Origin of the sequence: Pseudomonas sp. 22072, from assembly GCF_052046095.1 — a bacterium.
In the GTDB taxonomy this organism is placed as follows: domain Bacteria; phylum Pseudomonadota; class Gammaproteobacteria; order Pseudomonadales; family Pseudomonadaceae; genus Aquipseudomonas; species Aquipseudomonas paracarnis.
This window is the reverse complement of record NZ_JBQEQE010000022.1, coordinates 63,487-88,741: the sequence shown is the minus strand read 5'-3', so window position 1 is coordinate 88,741 and position 25,255 is coordinate 63,487. Positions and strand designations below refer to the sequence as shown.

Annotated in this window: 19 protein-coding genes and 1 tRNA gene; 17 read left to right on the top strand and 3 right to left on the bottom strand. The window is 59.6% G+C overall.

Translation table 11 applies throughout. The annotated features are described in order from the left end of the window. The first annotated feature begins 68 nt into the window (after positions 1 to 68). The 7 genes from apaG (at position 69) to ACTJLA_RS20795 (ending at position 8,087) form a co-directional block, all read left to right on the top strand. Positions 69 to 449 (top strand): Co2+/Mg2+ efflux protein ApaG, encoded by a 381-nt coding sequence (gene apaG / locus ACTJLA_RS20825; RefSeq protein WP_003194726.1) that lies wholly within the window; start codon positions 69 to 71, stop codon positions 447 to 449. Continuing rightward, positions 449 to 1,300: a symmetrical bis(5'-nucleosyl)-tetraphosphatase gene (locus ACTJLA_RS20820; RefSeq protein ID WP_034128824.1), complete on the top strand. Its 852-nt coding sequence runs from the start codon at positions 449 to 451 to the stop codon at positions 1,298 to 1,300. The genes apaG and ACTJLA_RS20820 overlap by 1 nt, the downstream gene beginning before the upstream one ends. Before the next feature lie 9 nt (positions 1,301 to 1,309). Beyond that, positions 1,310 to 1,639: a thiosulfate sulfurtransferase GlpE gene (gene glpE / locus ACTJLA_RS20815; RefSeq protein ID WP_034128825.1), complete on the top strand. Its 330-nt coding sequence runs from the start codon at positions 1,310 to 1,312 to the stop codon at positions 1,637 to 1,639. A 285-nt stretch (positions 1,640 to 1,924) separates the two neighbouring features. Further along, positions 1,925 to 3,847, top strand: a complete 1,923-nt coding sequence (locus tag ACTJLA_RS20810; RefSeq protein WP_003194732.1) for a PrkA family serine protein kinase — start codon at positions 1,925 to 1,927, stop codon at positions 3,845 to 3,847. Positions 3,848 to 3,960: 113 nt separating this feature from the next. Continuing rightward, positions 3,961 to 5,232, top strand: coding sequence for a YeaH/YhbH family protein (locus tag ACTJLA_RS20805; protein ID WP_034116083.1), 1,272 nt, complete (start codon positions 3,961 to 3,963; stop codon positions 5,230 to 5,232). Next, entirely contained in the window at positions 5,229 to 6,794 is a 1,566-nt protein-coding gene (locus tag ACTJLA_RS20800) for a SpoVR family protein (protein WP_440842038.1), read from the top strand. Before ACTJLA_RS20805 ends, ACTJLA_RS20800 begins: the two co-directional genes overlap by 4 nt. Before the next feature lie 63 nt (positions 6,795 to 6,857). Continuing rightward, positions 6,858 to 8,087 (top strand): multifunctional CCA addition/repair protein, encoded by a 1,230-nt coding sequence (locus ACTJLA_RS20795; protein ID WP_060763999.1) that lies wholly within the window; start codon positions 6,858 to 6,860, stop codon positions 8,085 to 8,087. Positions 8,088 to 8,215: 128 nt separating this feature from the next. On the opposite strand, the gene folK is transcribed toward ACTJLA_RS20795, so the two are convergent. Both folK and folB read right to left on the bottom strand, forming a co-directional pair. Next, the gene (folK, locus tag ACTJLA_RS20790; RefSeq protein ID WP_054896793.1) at positions 8,216 to 8,734 is read right to left on the bottom strand and encodes a 2-amino-4-hydroxy-6-hydroxymethyldihydropteridine diphosphokinase; all 519 of its coding nucleotides are present in this window, start codon (positions 8,732 to 8,734) and stop codon (positions 8,216 to 8,218) included. Continuing rightward, positions 8,725 to 9,078 carry a dihydroneopterin aldolase gene (gene folB / locus ACTJLA_RS20785; protein ID WP_054896792.1) on the bottom strand — a complete coding sequence of 118 codons (354 nt, stop codon included), beginning with the start codon at positions 9,076 to 9,078 and terminating at the stop codon, positions 8,725 to 8,727. The genes folK and folB overlap by 10 nt, the downstream gene beginning before the upstream one ends. A 74-nt stretch (positions 9,079 to 9,152) precedes the next feature. Between folB and plsY the strand changes: the two genes are divergently transcribed. Further along, positions 9,153 to 9,722, top strand: coding sequence for a glycerol-3-phosphate 1-O-acyltransferase PlsY (plsY, locus tag ACTJLA_RS20780; protein WP_089041432.1), 570 nt, complete (start codon positions 9,153 to 9,155; stop codon positions 9,720 to 9,722). A gap of 31 nt (positions 9,723 to 9,753) precedes the next feature. Here plsY and tsaD read toward each other — a convergent pair whose 3' ends face one another. After that, positions 9,754 to 10,779: a tRNA (adenosine(37)-N6)-threonylcarbamoyltransferase complex transferase subunit TsaD gene (tsaD, locus tag ACTJLA_RS20775; RefSeq protein ID WP_003194748.1), complete on the bottom strand. Its 1,026-nt coding sequence runs from the start codon at positions 10,777 to 10,779 to the stop codon at positions 9,754 to 9,756. A gap of 203 nt (positions 10,780 to 10,982) precedes the next feature. On the opposite strand from tsaD, the gene rpsU reads away from it, so the two are divergent. The 9 genes from rpsU (at position 10,983) to pqqF (ending at position 25,133) form a co-directional block, all read left to right on the top strand. Continuing rightward, positions 10,983 to 11,198, top strand: coding sequence for a 30S ribosomal protein S21 (gene rpsU / locus ACTJLA_RS20770; protein WP_002551877.1), 216 nt, complete (start codon positions 10,983 to 10,985; stop codon positions 11,196 to 11,198). Between the two features lie 442 nt (positions 11,199 to 11,640). Then, entirely contained in the window at positions 11,641 to 13,611 is a 1,971-nt protein-coding gene (gene dnaG / locus ACTJLA_RS20765; RefSeq protein WP_314550619.1) for a DNA primase, read from the top strand. A gap of 67 nt (positions 13,612 to 13,678) precedes the next feature. After that, positions 13,679 to 15,526 (top strand): RNA polymerase sigma factor RpoD, encoded by a 1,848-nt coding sequence (gene rpoD / locus ACTJLA_RS20760; protein ID WP_034128833.1) that lies wholly within the window; start codon positions 13,679 to 13,681, stop codon positions 15,524 to 15,526. A gap of 134 nt (positions 15,527 to 15,660) precedes the next feature. Continuing rightward, positions 15,661 to 19,404 carry an EAL domain-containing protein gene (locus tag ACTJLA_RS20755; RefSeq protein ID WP_314550615.1) on the top strand — a complete coding sequence of 1,248 codons (3,744 nt, stop codon included), beginning with the start codon at positions 15,661 to 15,663 and terminating at the stop codon, positions 19,402 to 19,404. Positions 19,405 to 19,419: 15 nt separating this feature from the next. After that, positions 19,420 to 19,496, top strand: a tRNA-Ile gene (locus ACTJLA_RS20750). A gap of 110 nt (positions 19,497 to 19,606) precedes the next feature. Then, a complete protein-coding gene (locus tag ACTJLA_RS20745; RefSeq protein ID WP_440842035.1) occupies positions 19,607 to 20,053 on the top strand; it encodes an Lrp/AsnC family transcriptional regulator in 447 nt (148 codons plus the stop codon). Between the two features lie 147 nt (positions 20,054 to 20,200). Then, positions 20,201 to 21,904: a flavin monoamine oxidase family protein gene (locus tag ACTJLA_RS20740; RefSeq protein WP_057976576.1), complete on the top strand. Its 1,704-nt coding sequence runs from the start codon at positions 20,201 to 20,203 to the stop codon at positions 21,902 to 21,904. 10 nt (positions 21,905 to 21,914) lie between these two features. Continuing rightward, positions 21,915 to 22,709, top strand: a complete 795-nt coding sequence (locus ACTJLA_RS20735) for a carbon-nitrogen hydrolase family protein (protein ID WP_034128836.1) — start codon at positions 21,915 to 21,917, stop codon at positions 22,707 to 22,709. 48 nt (positions 22,710 to 22,757) lie between these two features. After that, positions 22,758 to 25,133, top strand: a complete 2,376-nt coding sequence (gene pqqF / locus ACTJLA_RS20730; protein ID WP_440842032.1) for a pyrroloquinoline quinone biosynthesis protein PqqF — start codon at positions 22,758 to 22,760, stop codon at positions 25,131 to 25,133. Positions 25,134 to 25,255: the final 122 nt, after the last annotated feature.

The following is a 25,255-nucleotide window of genomic DNA, read 5'->3' as shown; positions in this document are numbered from 1 at the left end:
GGCCTAGCGCCCACCTCTTGGCCTAGACTGACTCGCATCTGCTGTCCTTCGCTTTTAAGGCCTCTTGCATGTCCGATCCTCGCTATCAGATAGACGTCAGCGTCGTCACCCGCTTCCTGGCGGACCAATCGCAACCCGAACATAACCGCTTCGCCTTTGCCTACACCATTACAGTGAAGAACAACGGGCTGGTGCCGGCCAAGCTGCTGTCGCGCCACTGGGTCATCACCGATGGCGACGGCCAGGTCGAGGAAGTGCGCGGGGCAGGCGTTGTCGGCCAGCAACCGTTGATCGACAGCGGCGCCAGCCACACTTATAGCAGCGGCACGGTGATGACCTCCAAGGTCGGCACCATGCAAGGCTCGTATCAAATGAAGGCCACTGACGGCCAACTGTTCGATGCAATCATCAAGCCCTTCCGCCTGGCCGTGCCAGGAGCCCTGCACTGATGGCGACGTATGCTGTCGGCGACCTGCAAGGCTGCCTGGACCCTCTCAAGCGCCTGCTGGATCGCGTAGCCTTCGACCCCGCAAATGATCGCTTGTGGTTGGTGGGCGACCTGGTCAACCGCGGCCCCCAGTCCCTGGAAACCCTGCGCTACCTCTATAGCCTGCGTGATTCTTTGGTATGCGTGCTGGGCAACCATGATCTGCACTTACTTGCGGCCGGCAACAACATCGAGCGCCTCAAAAAAGGTGACACCCTGCGGGAAATCCTCGAAGCCCCGGACCGCGCTCAACTGCTCGACTGGCTGCGCCGGCAAAAACTCATGCACTACGACGAGGACCGCAACATGGCCTTGGTGCATGCCGGTATCCCGCCGCAGTGGACGCTGAAAAAAGCTCTCAAGTGCGCCGCCGAAGTTGAAAGTGCATTGGCCGATGACAACCTGTACACCGCTTACCTCGACGGCATGTATGGCAACGACCCGGTGAAGTGGGACAACGAGCTCACCGGCGTCGCCCGCCTGCGAGTGATCACCAACTATTTCACACGCATGCGCTTCTGCACGGCCGAAGGCAAACTGGACCTCAAGAGCAAGGAAGGTGCCGACAGCGCCCTCCCCGGCTATAAGCCCTGGTTCGCCTACAAGGAACGCAAGACCCGTGACACGAAGATCATCTTTGGTCATTGGGCCGCACTGGAAGGCAAGTGCGATGAGCCCGGCGTGTTCGCCCTCGACACCGGTTGCGTGTGGGGCGGCGCCATGACCCTGATGAACATCGACACGGGCGAGCGCCACGACTGCCAGTGCGAATCCCCCCTTTCCATTACCCAGCCGGCCGCCACCAAGCCATAGGAGCCCGCCATGACCGAATTCAAACGTATCCCCCCCGAACAAGCCCAGGCCCTGCGCGAGCAAGGTGCTGTAGTCGTCGACATCCGCGACCAGCCTACTTACGCCGCCGCCCACATCAGCGGCGCGCAGCATCTGGACAACGTTAACATCGCCGACTTCATACGCGCCGCCGACCTCGATGCGCCGTTGATCGTCGCCTGCTACCACGGCAATTCCAGCCAGAGCGCAGCCGCGTACTTGATCAGCCAGGGTTTCTCTGACGTCTATAGCCTGGACGGCGGGTTTGAGCTGTGGCGTACGACCTATCCTGCGGAAATTTCTTCAGGTGATTCGCAATAATTTTTTTCACACCCCGCTACCCCGCGTGACGCTTGGGCTTGCGCCGTTTCTGACGAACGGCGCAGCCAAACTAATTGCGCATCGCGCCTTGACCTCCCGGATTCCGAACTATCCTTAAGCGCAGGCCATCCGAATCAGGGGAGAGCCGGTACACCGGCGTACGGGTCATCGGTAACGTTTCAGGGTGTTCTGGGGGGAAAACAGCCATTGGCGTGCGCCAATGACTGCCAGCATCGACTGATTGATCCGGCGTCGGCTCCACGTATCGAGCGAGGTGACGACGTCATGAGTATCTTTAGCCACTTCCAACAACGCTTCGCGTCCACACAGCAGGAAGAACTCACGCTTCAGGAGTATCTCGAGCTGTGCAAGCAGGACCGCAGCACCTACGCCTCTGCCGCCGAACGCCTGCTACTGGCGATTGGCGAGCCAGAACTGGTGGAAACCGCCAATAATTCGCGCCTGTCGCGGATATTTTCCAACAAGGTGATCCGCCGCTATCCGGCTTTTGAAGACTTCCATGGAATGGAAGAATGCATCGACCAGATCGTTTCCTACTTCCGCCATGCCGCCCAAGGCCTGGAAGAGAAGAAGCAGATCCTCTATCTGCTGGGCCCGGTCGGCGGCGGCAAGTCGTCCCTGGCGGAAAAACTCAAGCAATTGATCGAAAAGGTGCCCTTCTATGCGATCAAGGGCTCGCCCGTCTTCGAGTCCCCCTTGGGCCTGTTCAACGCCACGGAAGATGGCGCGATCCTCGAGGAAGACTTCGGTATCCCGCGGCGCTACCTCAACACCATCATGTCGCCCTGGGCCACCAAGCGCCTGGCCGAGTTCGGCGGTGATATCAGCCAGTTCCGCGTGGTGAAACTCTACCCGTCGATCCTCAACCAGATCGGCGTGGCCAAGACCGAACCGGGCGATGAAAACAACCAGGACATTTCTGCGCTGGTGGGCAAAGTCGATATCCGCAAGCTGGAAGAATTCCCGCAGAACGACGCCGATGCCTACAGCTATTCGGGCGCACTGTGCCGGGCCAACCAGGGCCTGATGGAATTCGTGGAGATGTTCAAGGCACCGATCAAGGTGCTGCACCCACTGCTCACCGCTACCCAGGAAGGTAACTACAACAGTACCGAAGGCCTTGGGGCGATTCCGTTTACCGGGATCCTGCTGGCTCACTCCAACGAATCGGAATGGCATACCTTCCGCAACAACAAGAACAACGAAGCCTTCATCGACCGGATCTATATCGTCAAGGTGCCGTACTGCCTGCGGGTCAGCGACGAAATCAAGATCTACGACAAACTGCTGTTCAACAGCTCCCTGGCCAAGGCCCATTGCGCGCCGGACACTCTGAAGATGCTTGCCCAGTTCACCGTGCTGTCGCGCCTCAAGGAGCCGGAGAACTCCAATATCTATTCGAAGATGCGCGTCTACGACGGCGAAAACCTCAAGGACACCGATCCCAAGGCCAAGTCGATCCAGGAATACCGTGACACGGCGGGTGTAGACGAAGGCATGAACGGTCTGTCGACGCGCTTTGCGTTCAAGATCCTGTCCAAGGTTTTCAACTTCGACCCCCACGAGATTGCCGCCAACCCGGTGCACTTGCTCTACGTGCTGGAACAGCAGATTGAACAAGAGCAGTTCCAGGCCGAAACCCGTGAGCGCTACCTGCGCTTCCTCAAGGAATACCTGGCGCCGCGCTACATCGAGTTCATCGGCAAGGAAATCCAGACCGCCTATCTGGAGTCCTACAGCGAATACGGCCAGAACATCTTCGACCGCTATGTCCTGTACGCCGATTTCTGGATCCAGGATCAGGAATACCGCGACCCGGAAACCGGCGAAATCCTCAATCGCGTGGCCCTCAACGAAGAGCTGGAAAAAATCGAGAAACCCGCCGGCATCAGCAATCCGAAGGATTTCCGCAACGAAATCGTCAACTTCGTACTGCGCGCCCGTGCCAACAACAACGGCAAGAACCCCACTTGGCTCAGCTACGAGAAGCTGCGGGTGGTCATTGAGAAGAAAATGTTTTCCAACACCGAGGACCTGCTGCCCGTCATCAGCTTCAACGCCAAGGCCAGCAAGGAGGATCAGCAAAAACACAACGACTTCGTCACACGCATGGTCGAGCGAGGCTACACCGACAAACAGGTACGACTGCTCTCCGAGTGGTACCTGCGGGTTCGCAAATCGCAGTAAGGCAGCGGCAAGCGCGCACTGCCAGGCATCCGGCCTGGCAGTTGACCGCTTGTCTCTAAGCTTCCAGCCCGCGGCTTGAAGCTTGTAACGTGAAGCTGCCCGGAGGGCTCCCCATGAGCTATGTGATCGACCGACGCCTCAATGGCAAGAACAAGAGCACGGTAAACCGTCAGCGTTTCCTGCGGCGTTACCGTGACCACATCAAAAAGGCGGTAGAAGAGGCCGTCAGCCGCCGCTCCATCACCGATATGGAGCATGGCGAACAAATCAGCATTCCCGGACGGGACATCGACGAACCGGTGCTTCACCATGGCCGCGGCGGCAAACAGACCGTGGTGCACCCCGGCAACAAGGAATTCACCACCGGCGAACATATCCAGCGCCCACAAGGCGGTGGCGGCGGCAAAGGCCCGGGTAAAGCCGGCAACTCTGGCGAAGGCATGGATGAATTCGTATTCCAGATCACTCAGGAAGAATTCCTCGAATTCATGTTCGAAGACCTCGAACTGCCCAACCTGGTCAAACGCAACCTGACCGGCACCGATACCTTCAAGACCGTACGCGCAGGGATCAGCAACGAGGGCAACCCGTCGCGCATCAACATCATCCGCACCCTGCGCTCAGCCCATGCACGGCGTATCGCCCTGTCCGGCAGCAGCCGCGCCAAACTCAAGCAGGCCAAGGAAGAGTTGGCACGCTTGAAGCGCGAAGAACCGGACAACTTCGGCGATATCCAGGAAATAGAGGCGGAAATCGAAAAACTCAGCGCGCGCATCCACCGCGTGCCGTTCCTCGATACCTTTGACTTGAAATACAACCTGCTGGTCAAGCAACCCAACCCCAGCTCCAAGGCTGTGATGTTCTGCCTGATGGACGTTTCCGGCTCCATGACCCAGGCCACCAAGGACATCGCCAAGCGCTTCTTTATCCTGCTGTACCTGTTCCTGAAACGGAACTACGACAAGATTGACGTAGTGTTCATCCGCCATCACACCAGCGCGCGAGAGGTGGACGAAGAGGAGTTTTTCTACTCGCGGGAAACCGGCGGGACCATTGTTTCCAGCGCACTGAAGCTGATGCAGGAGATCATGGCCGAGCGCTACCCCGCCAACGATTGGAACATCTACGCCGCCCAAGCTTCCGACGGCGATAACTGGAACGACGACTCCCCAATCTGCCGGGACATTTTAATCAACCAGATCATGCCGTTCGTGCAGTACTACACTTACGTCGAAATCACCCCCCGTGAGCACCAGGCCCTGTGGTTCGAATACGAGCGCATCGGCGAAGCCTTTGCCGACACGTTCGCCCAGCAGCAACTGGTCTCGGCCGGCGATATCTACCCGGTCTTCCGTGAACTCTTCCAGCGCAGGTTAGTGACATGACCGCCAAAAAAGAGAACAAGCGCCAACCCATTTCCACTGGCTCCGAGTGGACCTTCGAACTGATCCAGGCCTATGACCGGGAAATCAGCCGTATCGCGGCGGGTTATGCCCTGGACACTTATCCCAACCAGATAGAAGTCATCACCGCTGAACAGATGATGGATGCCTATGCCTCGGTGGGCATGCCCTTGGGCTATCACCATTGGTCCTACGGGAAACACTTCCTCAGTACCGAGAAGTCCTACACACGCGGCCAGATGGGCCTGGCCTACGAGATCGTGATCAACTCCGACCCGTGCATCGCGTACCTGATGGAAGAAAACACCATCTGCATGCAGGCGCTGGTAGTAGCCCATGCCTGCTATGGGCATAACAGTTTCTTCAAGGGCAACTACCTGTTTCGAACCTGGACCGATGCCAGTTCGATCATTGATTACCTAGTGTTCGCCAAGCAATACATCATGCAGTGCGAGGAGCGCCACGGTATCGATGCGGTAGAAGACCTGTTGGACTCCTGCCATGCGCTGATGAATTACGGCGTTGACCGCTATAAACGCCCCTATCCGATTTCCGCAGAAGAGGAGCGCCTGCGCCAGAAGGAACGCGAGGAGCACCTGCAGAAACAGATCAACGACCTGTGGCGCACCATCCCCAAGCGCGCCGACAAGAACAGCGACAAAGACAATGCACGCTTCCCCGCCGAACCTCAGGAAAACATCCTGTATTTCCTGGAAAAACACGCACCGCTGCTGGAGCCCTGGCAGCGTGAAATCGTGCGGATCGTACGCAAGATCGCGCAATATTTTTATCCACAGCGCCAAACCCAGGTGATGAACGAGGGCTGGGCAACCTTCTGGCATTACACCCTGATGAACGACCTGTACGACGAGGGCCTGGTCACTGACGGCTTTATGATGGAGTTCCTCACGTCCCATACCAGCGTGGTCTTCCAGCCAGGCTTCGACAGCCCGTATTACAACGGCATCAACCCCTATGCACTGGGTTTTGCCATGTACCGCGATATCCGCCGCATGTGCGAGTACCCCACCGAGGAAGATCGCCGCTGGTTCCCGGAAATCGCCGGCAGCGACTGGCTCTCGACCATCAAGTTCGCCATGAGCAGCTTCAAGGATGAGAGTTTCATCCTGCAGTACCTGTCGCCCCAGGTGATCCGCGACCTCAAGCTGTTCAGTATCCTGGACGACGACCTCAAGGACGATCTGGTCGTACCCGCCATCCACGACGAACCCGGCTACCGCATCATTCGCGAAACCCTGGCCGCGCAATACAACCTCGGTAACCGCGAACCTAACGTGCAGATCTACAGCATCGATGTGCGTGGCGACCGTTCGCTGACCTTGCGTCACCAGCAGCACGACCGCAAACCCTTGGGCGAATCCACTGAGGAAGTGCTCAAGCATCTGCATCGGCTCTGGGGCTTTGATATTCATCTGGAAACCCTGCAGGGCGACCAAGTGATGAAAACCCATCATGTGCCACCGCGCAGCGATCGTAACGACAACGACTACGGCCGCCTCGACATGGCCGTCGTTCATCTCTGAAACAGCAAAGCCTCCATTGGCCAAGCTCAGGCGTTATCCTGTGCCGCTAATGGAGGCTTTTTCATGAAAATCTACAAAGTCGGCGGCGCCGTGCGTGATCGCCTACTGGGCATCAAGGTCACCGATATAGACCGCGTCGTCGTTGGCGCGACGGCCGAAGAGATGCTCGCCAAGGGTTATAAACCGGTGGGCGCCGATTTCCCGGTATTTCTCGACCCGAAGAACGGTGACGAATACGCCCTTGCTCGCACCGAACGCAAGAATGGGCGGGGTTACGGCGGCTTTATATTCCATGCGAGCCCCGACGTTACGCTGGAAGAAGACCTGATTCGGCGTGACCTGACCATCAATGCCATGGCGGAGGACGACGAGGGTAACCTGACCGATCCTTATCAGGGCCAACGCGACCTTGAAGCGCGTATTTTACGGCATGTTTCCCCCGCGTTCGCCGAAGATCCACTCCGTGTATTGCGCGTTGCGCGTTTCGCCGCACGCTATGCGCCTCTTGGCTTCACAGTCGCCCCTGAGACTCTGGAGTTAATGCGCCAACTCAGTGAGTCCGGCGAGTTGGAGGCCCTTACCCCCGAGCGCAGTTGGAAGGAAATCTCACGGGCGCTGATGGAAGATCAACCCCAGGTATTTATCCAAGTACTGCGTGACTGCGACGCGCTGAAAACCTTGATGCCGGAGGTGGATGCGCTGTTCGGCGTGCCGCAGCCCGCAGCTCACCACCCGGAAATTGACACCGGCGTGCACACCTTGAGCGTGCTGGAACAAGCTGCCCTGCACAAGCAACCGCTGAGCGTGCGCTGGGCCTGCCTGCTGCACGACCTGGGCAAGGGCCTGACACCTGTGGATAAGTTGCCGCAGCACATTGCCCACGAACATCGCGGCTTGAAGCTGATCAAAGCGGTGAACGAGCGTTTCAAGGTGCCGAGGGATTGCCAGGAGTTGGCCTTGCTGGTGGGGCAATATCATACCCACGGCCATCGTGCGCTTGAGCTCAAGGCCTCGACATTGCTGGAGTTGCTGCAAAGCTTCGACGTGTACCGTCGGCCACAACGCTTTGAAGAGTTCGTGGTGGCCTGCGAAATGGACGCCCGTGGCCGCAAGGGTTTTGAACAGCGCAGTTATCCACAGGCCGATTATTTGCGCGGAGCGGCAAAGGCTGCACGCGAAGTGCCGGTCGCGCCGCTGCTAGAAAAGGGTTTCAAAGGTCCCGAACTGGGCGATGCGCTCAAGCGCGAACGGTTAAGCGCATTGAAAGCCTACAAGGAAAACCCCTCTCCTTAGGCGATGGCCGTTGTGGCGAGGGAGCTTGCTCCCGCGGGACCGGGCTGGCGCTCCAGTGCGAAGCGCTCCCAANGGGCTGCTGCGCAGCCCAGCGGGAGCAAGCTCCCTCGCCACAACAAGCTCGGCTCCTACAAAACAGCTCGTGGCGTGAGTGGCTGACCCTGCCATTCGAACGCAACCGGTGCCAATACCTGATCAATCTGCGCGTCTCGCCATAATTCGGCCATTGTCCTGCCAGCCTCAGGGTGCATACGGTCCGGCGCCATCATCGACAGCGGCCACAACACAAAGGCGTTTTTCAGGATTTCGGCTCGCGGCAAGATCAAGCCATCGAAATTGCCCACCAGATCGCCATACAACAACACATCGATATCCAGCGGCAGGCCTTTGCGGTCTGGCGCGTAGCGGCCATTGTCAGCCTCGATGGATTTCAAACGACGATCCAACTCCATCAACGGCAGGTCGGTATAAGCCGACACCACCAGATTGAAAAACGGCCCACTTTTGATCCCCACCGGCTGGCTTTCGAACACCGCCGAACAGCGCATATCCGTCAAGAAACCGGCCAACGCATCCAAGCCGGCACATAGACGAGCCTCGCGGTCGATATTGCTGCCAAGCCCGAGGTAAACCTGAGTCAATGACATCCGCGCTCGATCTCCACGCCCACGCCCTTGGCAGCCGGCACCGCGCCGGGCTTGGTCAACTTGAGGTGCAGCCAGGGAATCTGGAATTCACTCATCAGCACTTCGGCCAGACGCTCGGCAAAGGTTTCCACCAGTTGGTACTGGGACTGCTCGGCAAAGGCCTGGATACGCGCAGACACCCTGGCGTAATCCAGTGCCAGGGTCAGGTCATCACCGGCCGCAGCTGGGCGATTATCCCAGGCGAAGCTCAGGTCCAGGCGCAGGCATTGCCGGATTCCGCGCTCCCAGTCGTAAGCCCCGATCACGGTGTCGACTTCCAGGCCTTCGATAAACACTCTGTCCAAGCACTTTTCTCCGCAGCACGACAAGGGCGCGATGCCCCGTTAGAATCAGGGCGTCCTCGCCCGGAATAGTTAGCATGTTTTGGTCACTGGCGATTTTCGCCTACCTGCTCGGCTCGCTGTCCTTCGCCATTTTGCTCAGCCGCTTGACGGGAAATCCCGATCCGCGAATGAGTGGCTCAGGCAATGCCGGCGCCACCAATATGTTGCGCTTGGCCGGCAAGAAACTCGCCGTCCTGACCTTGCTGGGCGACGTTTGCAAGGGCCTGCTGCCCGTGCTGATCGCCAGCCTCGTCGGCCTTGGCTTGCAGCAGCAAGCCTGGGTGGGCCTATGTGCCGTCCTGGGCCACCTGTTCCCGTTGTACTTCCGTTTTCGCGGCGGCAAGGGCGTAGCCACGGCGGCCGGCATTCTGCTGGGTATTTACCCTCCTGCGGCGTTACTGGCCATGCTCGCCTGGCTGCTGACGTTCTACCTGACCCGTACCAGCTCGCTGGCCGCGCTGATTGCTACGCCGCTGACCCTGCCGTTGCTGGCCTGGCAGGAACCGCAAGCGCTGTTACCGATGAGCGTGCTGACACTGCTGATCGTCTGGCGCCACCGCGGCAATCTACGCGACCTGTTTGCCGGGCGCGAACGGCATTTTTAAATATCCCGCCTGGACTCGGCGCCCTTGAACCTTACAACGGCGGCAATTGTTCCATCGGCCAGCGCGCCTGCACGCTGATCGCCAGGCTTTCGTGCTGTCCGGCCTGCAAGCGCTGGCAACCGGCATAGGCGATCATTGCGCCGTTGTCAGTGCAGAACTCAGGGCGTGCGTAGAACACATTGCCATTCATGTCGCCGAGCATTTTTTCCAGGGAACTGCGCAACGCCTTGTTGGCGCTGACGCCGCCTGCGATCACCAGCCGCTTCATGCCCGCCTGTTTCAGGGCGCGCTTGCACTTGATGGTCAAAGTCTCCACCACAGCCTGCTGGAACGCCAGCGCGATGTCGCAACGGGCTTGCTGGCCGTCGTCCCCGGCGCTGACGCTCTGCTGCCAGGTGTTCAAGGCAGAGGTTTTCAAGCCGCTGAAACTGAACATCAAGCCAGGACGATCACACATCGGCCGCGGGAAGGTGTAGCGACCGGCAACGCCGTTCTCGGCAAGGCGGGCGATTTCCGGACCACCCGGATAATTAAGTCCCATCATCTTCGCGGTTTTGTCGAACGCTTCACCGGCGGCATCGTCCAGCGACTCGCCCAACAGTGTGTATTGGCCGATCCCGTCCACCTGAACCAGCTGCGTATGCCCCCCCGAAACCAACAAAGCGACGAACGGGAACTCCGGCGGTGTTTTTTCCAGCATGGGCGCCAACAAATGGCCTTCCATATGGTGCACACCAAGGGCAGGAATGCCCCAGGCAAACGCCAACGCCTGGGCGCAAGAGGCCCCAACCAGCAGGGCTCCGACCAATCCGGGGCCGGCGGTGTAAGCAATGGCATCGATCTCGGTTGCCACACAGCCGGCTTCATCCAGCACCTGGCGGATCAGCGGCAGCATGCGCTTGACGTGATCGCGGCTGGCAAGCTCCGGCACCACGCCGCCATAGGCGCGATGCAGGTCGATCTGACTGAACAGTGCATCGGCCAAAAGCCCGCGTTCACTGTCGTATAGTGCGACTCCGGTTTCGTCGCAGGAGGTTTCAAGTCCCAGTACTAGCATGGGTTTGCGCCTTGTAGAGGCTGAATTCGAAGGCGCGCATAATAGTCGCCACTCCCCCTCCCGACTAGCGGTTTTCGATCAGAGGCTTTGCATTCCGGGCAATGAGGGGTTAACATCCGCAACCCTTAAAAACCGACGACCTCAGCCGCGAATTTTTTGCGACGAGAACGTTGATTCCCGGTAATGAAAGAAGGTAGCTCTGGATGCCAGCCGTCAAAGTAAAAGAGAACGAACCCTTCGACGTAGCTCTGCGTCGTTTCAAGCGCTCCTGCGAAAAAGCCGGTGTTCTGGCTGAAGTTCGTAGCCGCGAATTTTATGAGAAGCCAACTTCTGAGCGTAAGCGCAAAGCAGCAGCCGCTGTTAAGCGTCACGCTAAGAAAGTTCAGCGCGAACAGCGCCGCGCCGTTCGTCTGTACTAATACACAGACGTTCGTAGCAAGCTTCTGCCAAGCCCGGCCCTCAGCCGGGCTGTTGGCATTTGCGGATATCGCTTGATGCTTCACCGTCGACGCCGCACATGCGACCGAGACACTGCTTCACACGTCAGGGCTGGCTCTTTTGCCAGCGGTGCACGTCTCTTCTGACGAGCCTAACAAGGCTACTGACGAGCACACCTATTCTTCAAACAGACGATCAACTGTATCGGCTGTGCCCAACGATGCGTTTCCGAGGCCGCCATTGGCCTAGACCGGACGCCCGGGCAACATTTCCATGCCGAAGACTGATCAGAAACTATCCTCAGTAAATATTCGGCAGATACACTCCCTGATGACCCATGCAGACGATGATGATCGAGCACTCCTTACGTGCGCTTGAACACGTCACGGGCCCTCATTTACACGCAGTGATGACGAGAACGCCATGGCCGGGCTGATTCCCCAGAGCTTTATTGACGACCTTCTGAACCGCACCGACATCGTCGATGTTGTCAGCTCACGCGTACAGCTGAAAAAAGCGGGCAAAAACTACACCGCCTGCTGCCCTTTTCATAAAGAAAAAACCCCATCCTTCAGCGTCAGCCCCGACAAGCAGTTCTATTACTGCTTCGGTTGCGGGGCGGGCGGGAATGCCCTGGGCTTCCTGATGGACCACGACAACCTGGACTTCCCCCAGGCTGTCGAGGACCTGGCGAAAGCCGCCGGCATGGAAGTGCCCCGCGAAGAAAGTGGCCGGCCGCACAAACCGCGGCAACCCACCGATTCGCCGCTGTATCCGCTGCTCACCGCTGCTGCCGACTTTTACCGCCAGGCACTCAAGAGCCATCCGCAGCGCAAGGCCGCTGTCGATTACCTTAAAGGGCGCGGCCTCACCGGCGAAATCGCTCGGGACTTCGGCCTCGGCTTCGCTCCGCCGGGCTGGGACAATCTGTATAAACACCTGAGCAGCGACACCCTCCAGCAAAAGGCCATGATCGATGCCGGCCTGCTGGTGGAAAACGCCGAGACCGGCAAGCGCTATGACCGCTTCCGCGACAGGGTGATGTTCCCGATCCGCGACAGCCGTGGCCGCATCATCGCCTTCGGCGGCCGTGTACTCGGGGACGACAAGCCCAAGTACCTGAACTCTCCGGAGACCCCGGTGTTCCACAAGGGCCAGGAACTCTACGGCCTGTTCGAAGCGCGCAAGAACAACCGCAACCTCGACGAGATTATCGTGGTTGAAGGCTATATGGATGTGATTGCCCTGGCCCAACAAGGCCTGCGCAACGCGGTCGCGACCCTCGGCACCGCCACCAGCGAAGAACATCTGAAGCGCCTGTTCCGCGTCGTGCCCAGCGTGCTGTTTTGCTTCGACGGCGACCAGGCCGGCCGCAACGCCGCCTGGCGCGCGCTCGAAGCCACGCTCTCGAGCCTGCAGGATGGGCGTCGTGCACGCTTCCTGTTCCTGCCCGAAGGCGAAGACCCGGACACCTTGGTGCGCTCCGAAGGTACCGACGCGTTCCGCGCACGCATCAATCAACATGCACAGCCGCTGGCGGATTATTTTTTCCAGCAGCTGACCGAAGAAGCTGACCCGCGCTCCCTCGAAGGCAAGGCCCATATGGCCACCCTCGCGGCGCCGCTGATCGACAAAGTCCCGGGCGCCAATTTGCGCACGCTGATGCGCCAGCGCCTGCTGGAGATCACTGGTTTAAGCGGTGAAGCCGTAAGCCAGCTGGTGCACAGCGCCCCGCAGGATGCACCGCCAGCCTACGACCCCGGCATGGATTACGACGCCATGCCGGACTATGCCGACTTCCACCAACCTCAAGAAGCCTTCGCGCCCCAGCAGGAATGGACGCCGAAGAAGCCCGGCGCAGGCGGCAAGAAGTGGGATAAAAAGCCGTGGAGCAAAAACGGCAAGCGCGGCGATCGCGATGAAGCCTACGCGCCACGCACGCCCGTAGCGGTGGAAGCCCCGACACTCATCGCGCTGCGCACACTCATTCACCACCCGCAACTGGCCGGCAAGGTTGAAAGTGCCGACCACTTTGCCAATGAGAGCAATACCTACGCTCAGGTGCTTATTGCACTGATCGAAGCCGTGCAGAAAAACCCTAAGCTAAACTCAATTCAGCTGATGGCTCGCTGGCATGGCACGGAACAAGGCCGCTTATTGCGGGCACTGGCAGAAAAGGAGTGGCTAATTGACGGCGACAACCTTGAACAACAGTTTTTAGACACCATTAATAGGTTATCCGCGGGTCAACACACTCAGACCCTCGATGAACTTATCAAGAGAGCGAAGCAGCCGGGATTATCGGCTGAAGAGCAAATTCAGATAGCAAAACAGATGCGTGACCTCTTAAAACAGAATGTTTCCGCATCTAACCCGACCTCAGCTGGCGTGTGAGGTCATAGCTCGGGTATAATCCTCGGCTTGTTTTTTGCCCGCCAAGACCTTCAGTGGATAGGGTGTTATGTCCGGAAAAGCGCAACAGCAGTCTCGTATCAAAGAGTTGATACTTCTTGGTCGTGAGCAGGGTTACCTGACTTACGCGGAGGTCAACGACCACCTGCCTGAGGATATTTCAGATCCAGAGCAGGTGGAAGACATCATCCGCATGATTAACGACATGGGGATCAACGTATTCGAAGTCGCGCCAGATAAGGATTCCCTTATGCTGGCCGACGCTGATACCGACGAGGCCGCCGCTGAGGAAGCTGCTGCCGCGCTGGCTGCAGTAGAGACCGATATCGGCCGCACGACGGACCCGGTGCGCATGTATATGCGTGAAATGGGTACTGTCGAGTTGCTGACACGCGAAGGCGAAATCGAAATCGCCAAGCGTATCGAAGAGGGCATCCGTGAAGTGATGGGCGCAATTGCGCACTTCCCTGGCACGGTTGACCACATTCTCTCCGAGTACACCCGCGTCACCACCGAAGGTGGCCGCCTGTCCGACGTCCTGAGCGGTTATATCGACCCGGACGACGGTATTGCGCCGCCTGCCGCCGAAGTACCGCCGCCTGTTGATGCGAAAGCCGCAAAAGCGGACGACGACTCCGACGACGACGAAGCTGAAAGCAGCGACGACGAAGAAGAAGCCGAAAGCGGTCCAGACCCGGTCATCGCGGCCCAACGCTTCGGTGCGGTTTCCGATCAAATGGAAATCACCCGCAAGGCCCTGAAGAAGCACGGTCGTGGCAACAAGCAGGCGATTGCCGAGCTGGTGGCCCTGGCTGAGCTGTTCATGCCGATCAAGCTGGTGCCCAAGCAATTCGAAGGACTGGTTGAGCGTGTTCGCAGTGCTCTTGAGCGTCTGCGTGCCCAAGAGCGTGCGATCATGCAGCTCTGTGTGCGTGATGCGCGCATGCCGCGTACCGACTTCCTGCGCCAGTTCCCGGGCAACGAAGTTGACGAAAGCTGGAGCGACGCACTGGCCAAAGGCAAGGCGAAATACGCCGAAGCCATCGGTCGTCTGCAGCCCGATATCATCCGTTGCCAGCAGAAGCTGACCGCGCTTGAGACCGAAACCGGCCTGACGATTGCAGAAATCAAAGACATCAACCGTCGCATGTCGATCGGTGAGGCCAAGGCCCGCCGCGCGAAGAAAGAGATGGTTGAAGCGAACTTGCGTCTGGTGATCTCCATCGCCAAGAAGTACACCAACCGTGGCCTGCAGTTCCTTGATCTGATCCAGGAAGGCAACATCGGCTTGATGAAGGCGGTGGACAAGTTCGAATACCGTCGCGGCTACAAGTTCTCGACTTATGCCACCTGGTGGATCCGTCAGGCGATCACTCGCTCGATCGCCGACCAGGCCCGCACCATCCGTATTCCGGTGCACATGATCGAGACCATCAACAAGCTCAACCGAATTTCCCGGCAGATGTTGCAGGAAATGGGTCGCGAACCGACTCCGGAAGAGCTGGGCGAACGCATGGAAATGCCTGAGGATAAAATCCGCAAGGTATTGAAGATCGCTAAAGAGCCGATCTCCATGGAAACGCCGATTGGTGATGACGAAGACTCCCATCTGGGCGACTTCATCGAAGACTCGACCATGCAGTCGCCAATCGATGTCGCCACTGTTGAGAGCTTGAAAGAAGCGACTCGCGACGTACTGTCCGGCCTCACTGCCCGTGAAGCCAAGGTACTGCGCATGCGTTTCGGCATCGACATGAATACCGACCACACCCTTGAGGAAGTCGGTAAGCAGTTTGACGTGACCCGTGAGCGGATCCGTCAGATCGAAGCCAAGGCGCTGCGCAAGTTGCGCCACCCGACGCGAAGCGAGCATCTGCGCTCCTTCCTCGACGAGTGATACCAGAACCCCCGGCCCAGGCCGGGGGTTTTGCTTTCTACCGATTGCTTTGACAGATTAACTGCCCCGCACCACCCCACCCTCGCAATGCCCGTCTACACTCGAGACATTCCCCGTGCCATAACGAGACCGTTATGCCCAGATTGCCGACCGTGATACTGCTGTCGCTGCTGACCTGGACCGCAACGGCTGGCGCGTTGACTCTTACGGATGATGAGCGTAGCTGGTTGGCGGACCATCAGGAGCTGCGCCTAGGCGTGGATGCGTCTTGGCCACCTTTTGAATATCGCGATGAAAATGGCCGATATCAGGGCTTGGCAGCCGATTACGTACGCCTGCTCCAGGACCGCCTGGGTGTGCGAATCAAACTGATCGAACCGGTTAACTGGACCGCAGTGCTTGAACAAGCCCGCAATAATCAGCTCGACCTGCTGCCGGGCATCATGTCCACCCCCGAACGCCAAAACTTCCTGGCCTTCACACGCCCCTATCTCGACTTTCCCATCGTCATCCTGGCCCATGAAGGCGGCGCAAAACCACGCAGCCTCAAGGATTTGTACGGGCTGAAAATTGCCGTGGTGGAGAACTACGCGCCCCATGAATTGCTCCGCACCCACCATCCGGATCTGAATCTGGTCGCCCTGCCCAACGTCAGTTCGACGCTGCAAGCCCTGGCCACCGATGAAGTGGATGCCGTGGTCGGCGACCTCGCCTCCAGCGTCTGGAGCCTGCGCCAACTCAAGCTCGACGGCCTGTACGTCAGCGGCGAAACGCCTTACCGCTACCAACTGGCGATGGGTGTCCCGCGGGATGAAAAAATCCTGGTGGGCATCCTGGACAAAGTCCTCGCCGATCTCAGTTCAGCCGAAACGGATGCGATCCAGCAACACTGGGTCGGCAGCTTCACCGATCACCGCACCTTCTGGGCTGACCTGCTCACGTACGGCCTGCCAGCGGTGCTGCTGTTGAGTACGGTGCTGGCGATCGTCATTCGGATCAATCGCCGGCTCAGCTCGGAAATTTCCCGTCGGGTCGCCCTTGAGCAAGAACTGCGAAGCAGCGAGTACCACTATCGCGGCTTGGTGGAGAGCTTGTCCGCCATCGCCTGGGAAGCAAGCATCAGCGATTTCACCTACAGCTATGTGTCGCCCCATGCCGAAGACCTGCTCGGCTATCCCCGCGCCCACTGGCTGATTCCAGGCTTCTGGCGCAACATCATCCACCCCGCTGACCTGACCCGCGCCGAGGCCTATTGCTATCGGGAAACTCGTGCTAACCGTGATCACAGCATTGATTACCGGGTCATCACCGCTGATGGCCGCTGCCTGTGGGTACGTGACATCGTCAGCCTGATCGAACACGGCCACGAGCCAGTGCTACGCGGCCTGATGATCGACATCAGCGAAGCCAAGCGCACCGAAGAAGCCCTGCAACTGTCCGAGCAGAAATTTGCCTCGGTGTTTCAGCAGTGCCCGGACATCCTGGTGATTGCCCGGATGTCTGATGGCTGCCTGCTGGAGGTCAACAAGGCATTCGAGGACCAGATTGGGCTGCGCGCCGACGAGGTGGTAGGCAAAACCGCCACCGACCTGAATATATGGGGCATTCAAGGGGGCGGCCCGGATTTGCTGCAACGGGTACAGACCACCAGCATCCGCAACCTGGAAATGCCTTTTCTGCGCAGCAATGGCCAGGCCTTTACCGGGCTGATCTCAGCCGAGCCGTTCCAACTCGACACCACCGAAGCCTTGGTGGTGGTCGTGCGGGACATCACTCAGCTCAAGGAAACCCAACAGCGACTGCAAACCTCCGAAGAAAAGTTTGCCAAAGCCTTCCATGCTTCCCCAGATGGCTTGCTGCTGAGCCGCCAGAGCGACGGCCTGCTGATCGAAGTAAACGAGGGTTTCAGCCACCTGACCGGCTTCACCAGCGCCTCTTCACTCGACCAATCAGCCTTGGACCTGGGCATCTGGGTCGACCTCAACGAACGCAAGCACATGCTGGAATTGATGCAGCGCGACGGTTTTGTCCGCGATTTCATCTGTCATATCCGTCGTGCCGATGGCCAGATTCGCCTGTGCGAAGTGTCCAGCCGCCCACTGCCGATTGGCGACGAAGATTGCATGCTGACCATCGCCCGGGACATCACCGAACGCCAGTTGATGCAGGAAAAACTGCAGCAGGCCGCCACGGTGTTCGAAAGCACCGCCGAAGGCGTCTTGATCACCGACACACGGCAGAACATCAGCGCCGTCAACCGCGCCTTCACGGAGATAACCGGCTACAGCGAGGTTGAAGCCCTTGGCCATACTCCGCGCCTGCTCGCCTCCGGCCTGCACGACAGCGCGTTCTATGCGGCGATGTGGCACCAGTTGACGACCTATGGCCACTGGCAAGGAGAGATCTCCAACCGCCGCAAGAATGGCGAGGTGTATCCGAGCTGGCTGACCATCAGCGCTGTGCGTAACCGCGAGCAATTGGTCACGCACTTCGTTGCTGTGTTTGCCGACATCTCCAGCCTCAAGCTGGCCCAGGCCCGCCTGGATTATCAGGCCCACCACGACCCATTGACTGGCCTGCCCAACCGCACCCTGTTTGAAAACCGGCTGCAGGCCGCCCTCAACGGCCAGCAGGAAAGTGGTAAACAGGGCGCGGTGCTGTTTCTCGACCTCGACCGCTTCAAGCACATCAACGACAGCCTCGGCCACCCGGTTGGCGACCTGCTGCTCAAAGACATCGCCGTACGCCTCAAGGAGCAGTTGCGGGACGTGGACACCGTTGCTCGCTTGGGCGGCGACGAATTCATCATCCTGCTGCCCGGCTTGCAACAGGCCAGCGACGCCCAGCACTTGGCGAACAAACTGCTCGACTGTTTTACCCCGCCATTCCAGGCCGGCGAGCATGAGTTCTTCATCAGCGCGAGTATCGGCACCAGTCTGTATCCGCAAGACGGTACCGACGTCGCCACCCTGGTCAAAAATGCCGACGCCGCGATGTATCGCTCCAAAGCCAAGGGGCGCAACCGGGTCGAGCGCTACACCCGCGACCTGACCGCCCAGGCCAATGAACGCGTAGCGCTGGAGCACGAACTGCGCCGCGCCATCGAACGTGAAGAATTGAGCCTGTATTACCAACCCAAACGCAGCCTGGTCACCCAACAACTGATCGGCGCCGAAGCCTTGATCCGTTGGCACCACCCGACCTTGGGCGAGGTCCCGCCCGAGCACTTTATTGCCCTGGCCGAAGAGAACGGCATGATCCTGCAAATCGGCGACTGGGTACTGGAACAGGCCTGCCGGCAGTTGCACGCCTGGCAAGCGGCTTTCGAGGATTTCGGCCCCCTGTCGGTCAACCTTGCAGGCGCGCAACTGCGTCACCCCAACCTGCTGTCACGCATCGAACAACTGCTGCGCGATTACCACCTCGAACCCGGCTGCCTGCAGCTGGAGATCACCGAAAACTTCATCATGAGCCAAGCCGAAGAAGCACTGGCGGTGTTGCACCAACTCAAGCGCCTGGGCGTACAGCTGGCAATCGATGATTTCGGCACCGGCTACTCGTCCCTCAGCTACCTCAAACGCCTGCCCCTGGACTTCCTCAAGATCGATCAATCCTTCGTCCGCGGCTTGCCCGACGACCCTCACGATGCAGCCATCGTGCGCGCCATCATCGCCCTTGGCCACAGCATGCAATTCACCATCATCGCCGAAGGCGTGGAAACCCCGGCACAACAAGCATTCCTCGCAAGCGAGGGGTGTGAACAGATGCAAGGCTACATCGTCAGCCTGCCCCTGCCGCCGGAGCTTTTTGCCGCCAGCTTCCTTCGTACACGGCACAAGGATTTTTCGGATGGCACAGTGAACAAACCATCGCTATAATCCGCGACCTACTGAGGGCCTATAGCTCAGTTGGTTAGAGCAGGGGACTCATAATCCCTTGGTCGTAGGTTCGAGTCCTACTGGGCCCACCATACTCAAAGCCGCGCACTGCGCGGCTTTTGCGTATCTGGCATCACGGTTCTTTCAGCCAGGCCAAGCCTGTACCATGCTTGCCCATTGCCCCCGCACTGGAGCCCCCCCCTTGTCCGTCCTAGACGAAATCGACCGCCAACTGATCGCCGCCCTGCAGCTCAATGCCCGTGAAAGCGTGGCCATGCTCGCCAGGCAGTTGGGCATCGCCCGCACCACCGTCACGTCGCGTCTGGCCCGCCTGGAGAAAACCCAGGTCATCACCGGTTACGGCGTGCGCCTGGGCCAGCGCGTTGCGGATGGTGGGTTGCAGGCTTACGTGGGCATTACCGTGCAACCCCGTTCGGGCAAAGAGGTGTTGCGCAGGCTGAGCGCCATGGCGCAAGTGCAGCAGCTGTGCGCGGTGAGTGGGGAGTTCGATTACGTGGCTTGGCTGCGCACCGATTCGCCGGAGCAACTGGACCAATTGCTGGACCAGATCGGCAGTGTCGACGGCGTGGAGAAAACCACCACCTCGATCATCCTCAGTAACAAATTGGATCGCGGACAACCAATCTGACCACTTAACTCGTCACATTGACTAAAACTAGCGCAATCCGACGACATATTGCGCCTTATTAACGCGCGCAACGTTCCCTAAACTGGCTGCCATCTTTTCCTATACTCAACGGGCCCTCCTCCCGCCGAGCCGTCAGTAAGGTCAGCCATGAGCATTCCGTCCAGCACTCTCAGCAAGCCCAATCGCCACCCGGGCGATGGCAAGAAACCCATCACCATCTTCGGCCCGGATTTCCCGTTTGCCTTTGATGACTGGATCGAACACCCCGCCGGGCTGGGCAGTATTCCTGCGGCTAACCATGGCGCCGAAGTGGCGATCGTCGGTGCCGGGATCGCGGGCCTGGTGGCGGCCTACGAGCTGATGAAACTCGGGCTCAAGCCCGTGGTGTATGAAGCCTCGAAGATGGGTGGCCGCTTGCGCTCGCAGGCCTTTGAAGGCGCCGAAGGCATCATCGCCGAGCTGGGCGGCATGCGGTTCCCGGTGTCGTCCACGGCGTTCTACCATTACGTGGACAAACTGGGACTGGAAACCAAGCCCTTTCCCAACCCGCTGACGCCGGCGTCTGGCAGCACTGTGATCGATCTGGAAGGCCAGACTCACTACGCGCAAAAACTTTCCGATTTACCGGCACTGTTCCAGGAAGTCGCCGATGCCTGGGCCGACGCCCTGGAAGCCGGTTCGCAGTTCGGCGATATCCAGCAGGCAATCCGCGACCGCGACGTGCCACGGCTCAAGGAACTGTGGAACAAGCTCGTGCCGCTGTGGGATGACCGTACCTTCTACGACTTCGTCGCCACCTCCAAAGCCTTCGCCAAATTGTCCTTCCACCACCGCGAGGTGTTTGGCCAGGTCGGTTTCGGCACCGGCGGCTGGGACTCGGACTTCCCCAACTCCATGCTGGAAATCTTCCGTGTGGTGATGACCAACTGCGATGATCATCAACACTTGATCGTCGGTGGCGTGGCACAAGTGCCCATGGGCATCTGGCGCCATGTGCCGGAACGCTGCGCCCACTGGCCGGCCGGCACCAGCCTGAGCTCGTTGCATAGAGGCGCACCACGGGCAGGCGTGAAGCGCATTGCCCACGCCGCCGAGGGCCGCTTTGCTGTTACTGACAACTATGGCGACACCCGTGAATACGCGGCGGTGCTGACCACCTGTCAAAGCTGGCTGCTGACCACCCAGATCGAATGCGACGAAACCCTGTTCTCACAAAAAATGTGGATGGCCCTGGATCGCACTCGCTACATGCAGTCCTCGAAAACCTTCGTGATGGTTGATCGCCCATTCTGGAAAGACAAAGACCCGCAAACCGGGCGCGACCTGATGAGCATGACCCTCACCGACCGCCTTACCCGTGGCACCTACCTGTTCGATAACGGTGACGACAAGCCGGGGGTGATCTGCCTGTCCTACTCGTGGATGAGCGACGCACTGAAGATGCTGCCCCAGCCTATCGACAAGCGGGTGAAACTGGCCCTCGATGCACTGAAGAAAATCTACCCCAAGGTCGACATCAAGGCGCGCATCATCGGCGACCCGATCACCGTGTCCTGGGAGGCCGACCCGCATTTCCTCGGGGCCTTCAAAGGTGCCTTGCCCGGTCACTATCGTTACAACCAACGGATGTATGCGCACTTCATGCAGAAGGATATGCCCGCCGAACAACGCGGGATATTCATCGCGGGTGATGATGTATCGTGGACGCCTGCCTGGGTCGAAGGCGCGGTACAAACCTCGCTCAACGCGGTATGGGGCATCATGAACCACTTCGGTGGCAGCACCCACCCGGAGAACCCAGGCCCAGGCGATGTGTTCGATGAAATAGGGCCAATCGCCCTGGCAGAATAAGGAGTTGAGCATGCGTGTCGCCCTGTACCAATGCCCGCCGCTGCCGCTGGATGTGGCCGCCAACCTGCAGCGCCTGCATCAACTGGCCCATGAGGCACACGGCGCCGATGTGCTGGTGCTGCCAGAGATGTTCCTCACCGGCTATAACATTGGCGCCGAAGCCGTTGGCGCACTGGCCGAGGCACAGGATGGGCCATCGGCGCAGGCGATTGCCGAACTGGCGCAAAGTGCCGGGCTGGCGATCCTGTATGGCTACCCGGAACGGGCCGAAGACGGCCAGGTCTACAACGCCGTGCAGTTGATCGACGCCCAGGGCACGCGCCTGTGCAATTACCGCAAGACCCACTTGTTTGGCGATCTTGACCACTCGATGTTCAGCGCCGGCCCCGATGATTTCCCGGTGGTGGAATTGAACGGTTGGAAGGTGGGCATGCTGATTTGCTACGACCTGGAGTTTCCGGAAAACACCCGGCGCCTGGCCCTCGCCGGTGCCGAACTGATTCTGGTGCCCACCGCCAATATGGTGCCGTTCGACTTTGTTGCCGACGTCACCGTGCGGGCGCGAGCCTTTGAAAACCAGTGTTTTGTGGCCTATGCCAACTACTGCGGGCACGAAGGCGAGATTCACTACTGCGGGCAAAGCAGCATTGCCGCGCCGGACGGCCAGCGAATTGCCCAGGCCGGCCTGGATGAAGCCTTGATCGTCGGCACCCTGGATCGCCAATCTATTGTCGACGCCCGCGCCGCCAACCACTACCTGCAAGACCGTCGCGCCGAACTCTACGGCGCACTGCACAAGCCCTGACCCATTGGGTTTGCTAGCATAGGCACTTCCCACGCCTCGGAAGTGCCTATGCCTGCGCCGGTTCACCCTCATCCCCTTCACCTGACCCTCGCCAATGGCCTGCGGGTTTGCCTGCGCCATGCGCCACGCTTGAAACGCTGCGCCGCCGTTTTACACGTGGCTGCCGGCAGCCATGACGTGCCATTGGCCTGGCCTGGGCTGGCGCATTTTCTTGAGCACTTGTTGTTTCTCGGTACCGAGCGTTTTCCAGCCGGCGAAGGGCTGATGGCCTACGTGCAGCGCCACGGTGGGCAGGTCAACGCCAGCACCCGTGAGCGCACCACCGAGTTCTTCTTTGAACTGCCGGTGCCGGTTTTTGCAGACGGGCTGGCGCGTTTGGCGGATATGCTGGCTCACCCGCGCCTGGCCCTCGACGATCAACAACGTGAACGCGAAGTGCTGGAGGCGGAGTTCATCGCCTGGTCCCAGGATGCCAAGGCCCAACAGCAAGTGGCGCTGCTGCAAGGCTTGGCGGCGGATCATCCCCTGCGCGGTTTTCATGCCGGCAACCGCGACAGCCTGCCGGTGGAAAGCGACGACTTTCAGCATGCCTTGCGAGGGTTCCATACACGCTTTTATCAAAGCGGGCAGATGACCTTGAGCCTCGCTGGTCCACAATCGCTGGCCGACCTGCAGGCCTTGGCCCAGCAGTTCAGTGACCAACTGACGCCCGGCCCATTGCACCCGCAGGCCGCTCCACCGGCCTTGATGCATGGCCCGGCACGCCGTTATCAGCACGTCGCCGGCCAACACCTGCATCAGGTCATTACCTGTAACGCGCCACGGGAAGCGCTGGCATTTCTCTGCACCTGGCTCAACGCCTCGGCCGCCGGTGGGTTGCTCGCCGAGCTGCAAGCACGACGACTGGCCACCGCGCTGCAGGCGTCCGTGCTGTACCAATTCGCGGATCAAGCCGTGCTGGATATCGACTTTACTCTCGGCAGCGCGCGCGAACCGGTCACGTCGATCGAAGAGTTGCTGCACGACTGGCTGAGTTTCTTCGCACACAGCGACTGGACAGCATTACGCGAAGAGTTCGCCTTGCTCAATGCTCGCCAGCAACAGGTCCAAGGCGCCCTGGCGTTGGCGCGCAACGATGCCCAAGACCTGTCGGAACAAGGCGCCGCAGTCCTCAAGGCCATGCTCGACTCGCTGCACCTGCCTGCCTCCCGGCACCCTTGGCAACTGCCGCCCAATAACCCCTTGCTTCGTGCGCCCGCAAAGGAAGAACGCGCTGGCCTGATTCGCGGCCAAACCAGCGCCCACCGTGGCTTGCGTACCTTTGCCCAGGATCGCTCACGGGGCCGACGGGAGCTGTCAGCGTTGACCTTCAGCCAGGCGTTGGCGGATGACACTGGGGAAGGCGCGCTATACCTGCACTGGCGGTTTGACTCGGCGGTACCCACCGGGCTGGAAAGCCTGTTGCGGCCGTTGCGCGAACAGGCACGCCAGGCGGGCGTCGAGTTGTCTTGCGAAACGATCGCCACTGACTGGCAAGTGAAGATGCACGGCCTTCACGAGCCCATGCCGGCGGTGCTTGAAGCGTTGGCGCGGTGTCTGAGTGACTCGGATGAGCCTTTGCCACCGACCGCTCCCGTGCCGATGATCGCCATCCGGGAACTGCTCAAGGCGTTGCCCGCTTGCTGCGCGGGTGTTCAGCCCCAGCCTCAGGAGACAACAGCATCATGGGCTACCGCGCACTGGCAGGCGCTGGGCGCTGGCCTGCCCACCGCCTGTGAAGCCGCGATCAAAGCCGCAGCGGCCCGGCTGCCTGGGCAACCGGCAAGCGTGCCTTATACACCTCACGTCCTTGACGGACAAAAGCGCTGGCACGCAGTCAGCACCGAATCCAGCGAAGCAGCGCTACTGTTATTCTGCCCAACGCCAACTCAATCCCTCGCCGATGAAGCCAACTGGCGGTTGCTCGGGCACGTGCTCCAGGGGCCGTTCTACCTGCGCTTGAGAGTCGAACTGCAAATCGGCTATGCCGTGTTCAGCGGCATTCGACAGATCAACGGCCAAACCGGCCTGTTGTTTGGGGTGCAGTCGCCCACCCTCTCCCTAGACGGCATCGTCCAACAGTTGCAGGCCTTCCTGGGGCAACTGCCGTCGTTGATCGAGCGCAGTCCCGACTTGGGTAACCAGGCCCTCGCACAGCAGTTCGCGGCCCAGACGCTGCCTATCAACGAAGCTGCCGACTTGCTCTGGCATGCGCACCTGGCAGGCCATTCGTCGGGTTATCTGGATCAGCTTCAACAGTTGATCCAAGCGTGCACGCGCGAGGATGTGCAGCGCGCCGCGCAACGACTCAATGACGCCGCAGGCGGCTGGCAATGCGTGGCCAACGGGCCGCGCATCAGCGACGACTGGCAAGCAGCGCCGTGATCATTGCCAACCCTGCAACAGGCTTTCTCCACCGAGACAGCGCTAACTTGAATAAAATTGCGTAACATTGCGCAGCAATATCTGAACATCTCCAATGGGAGGTGGACTATATGTATTACTTG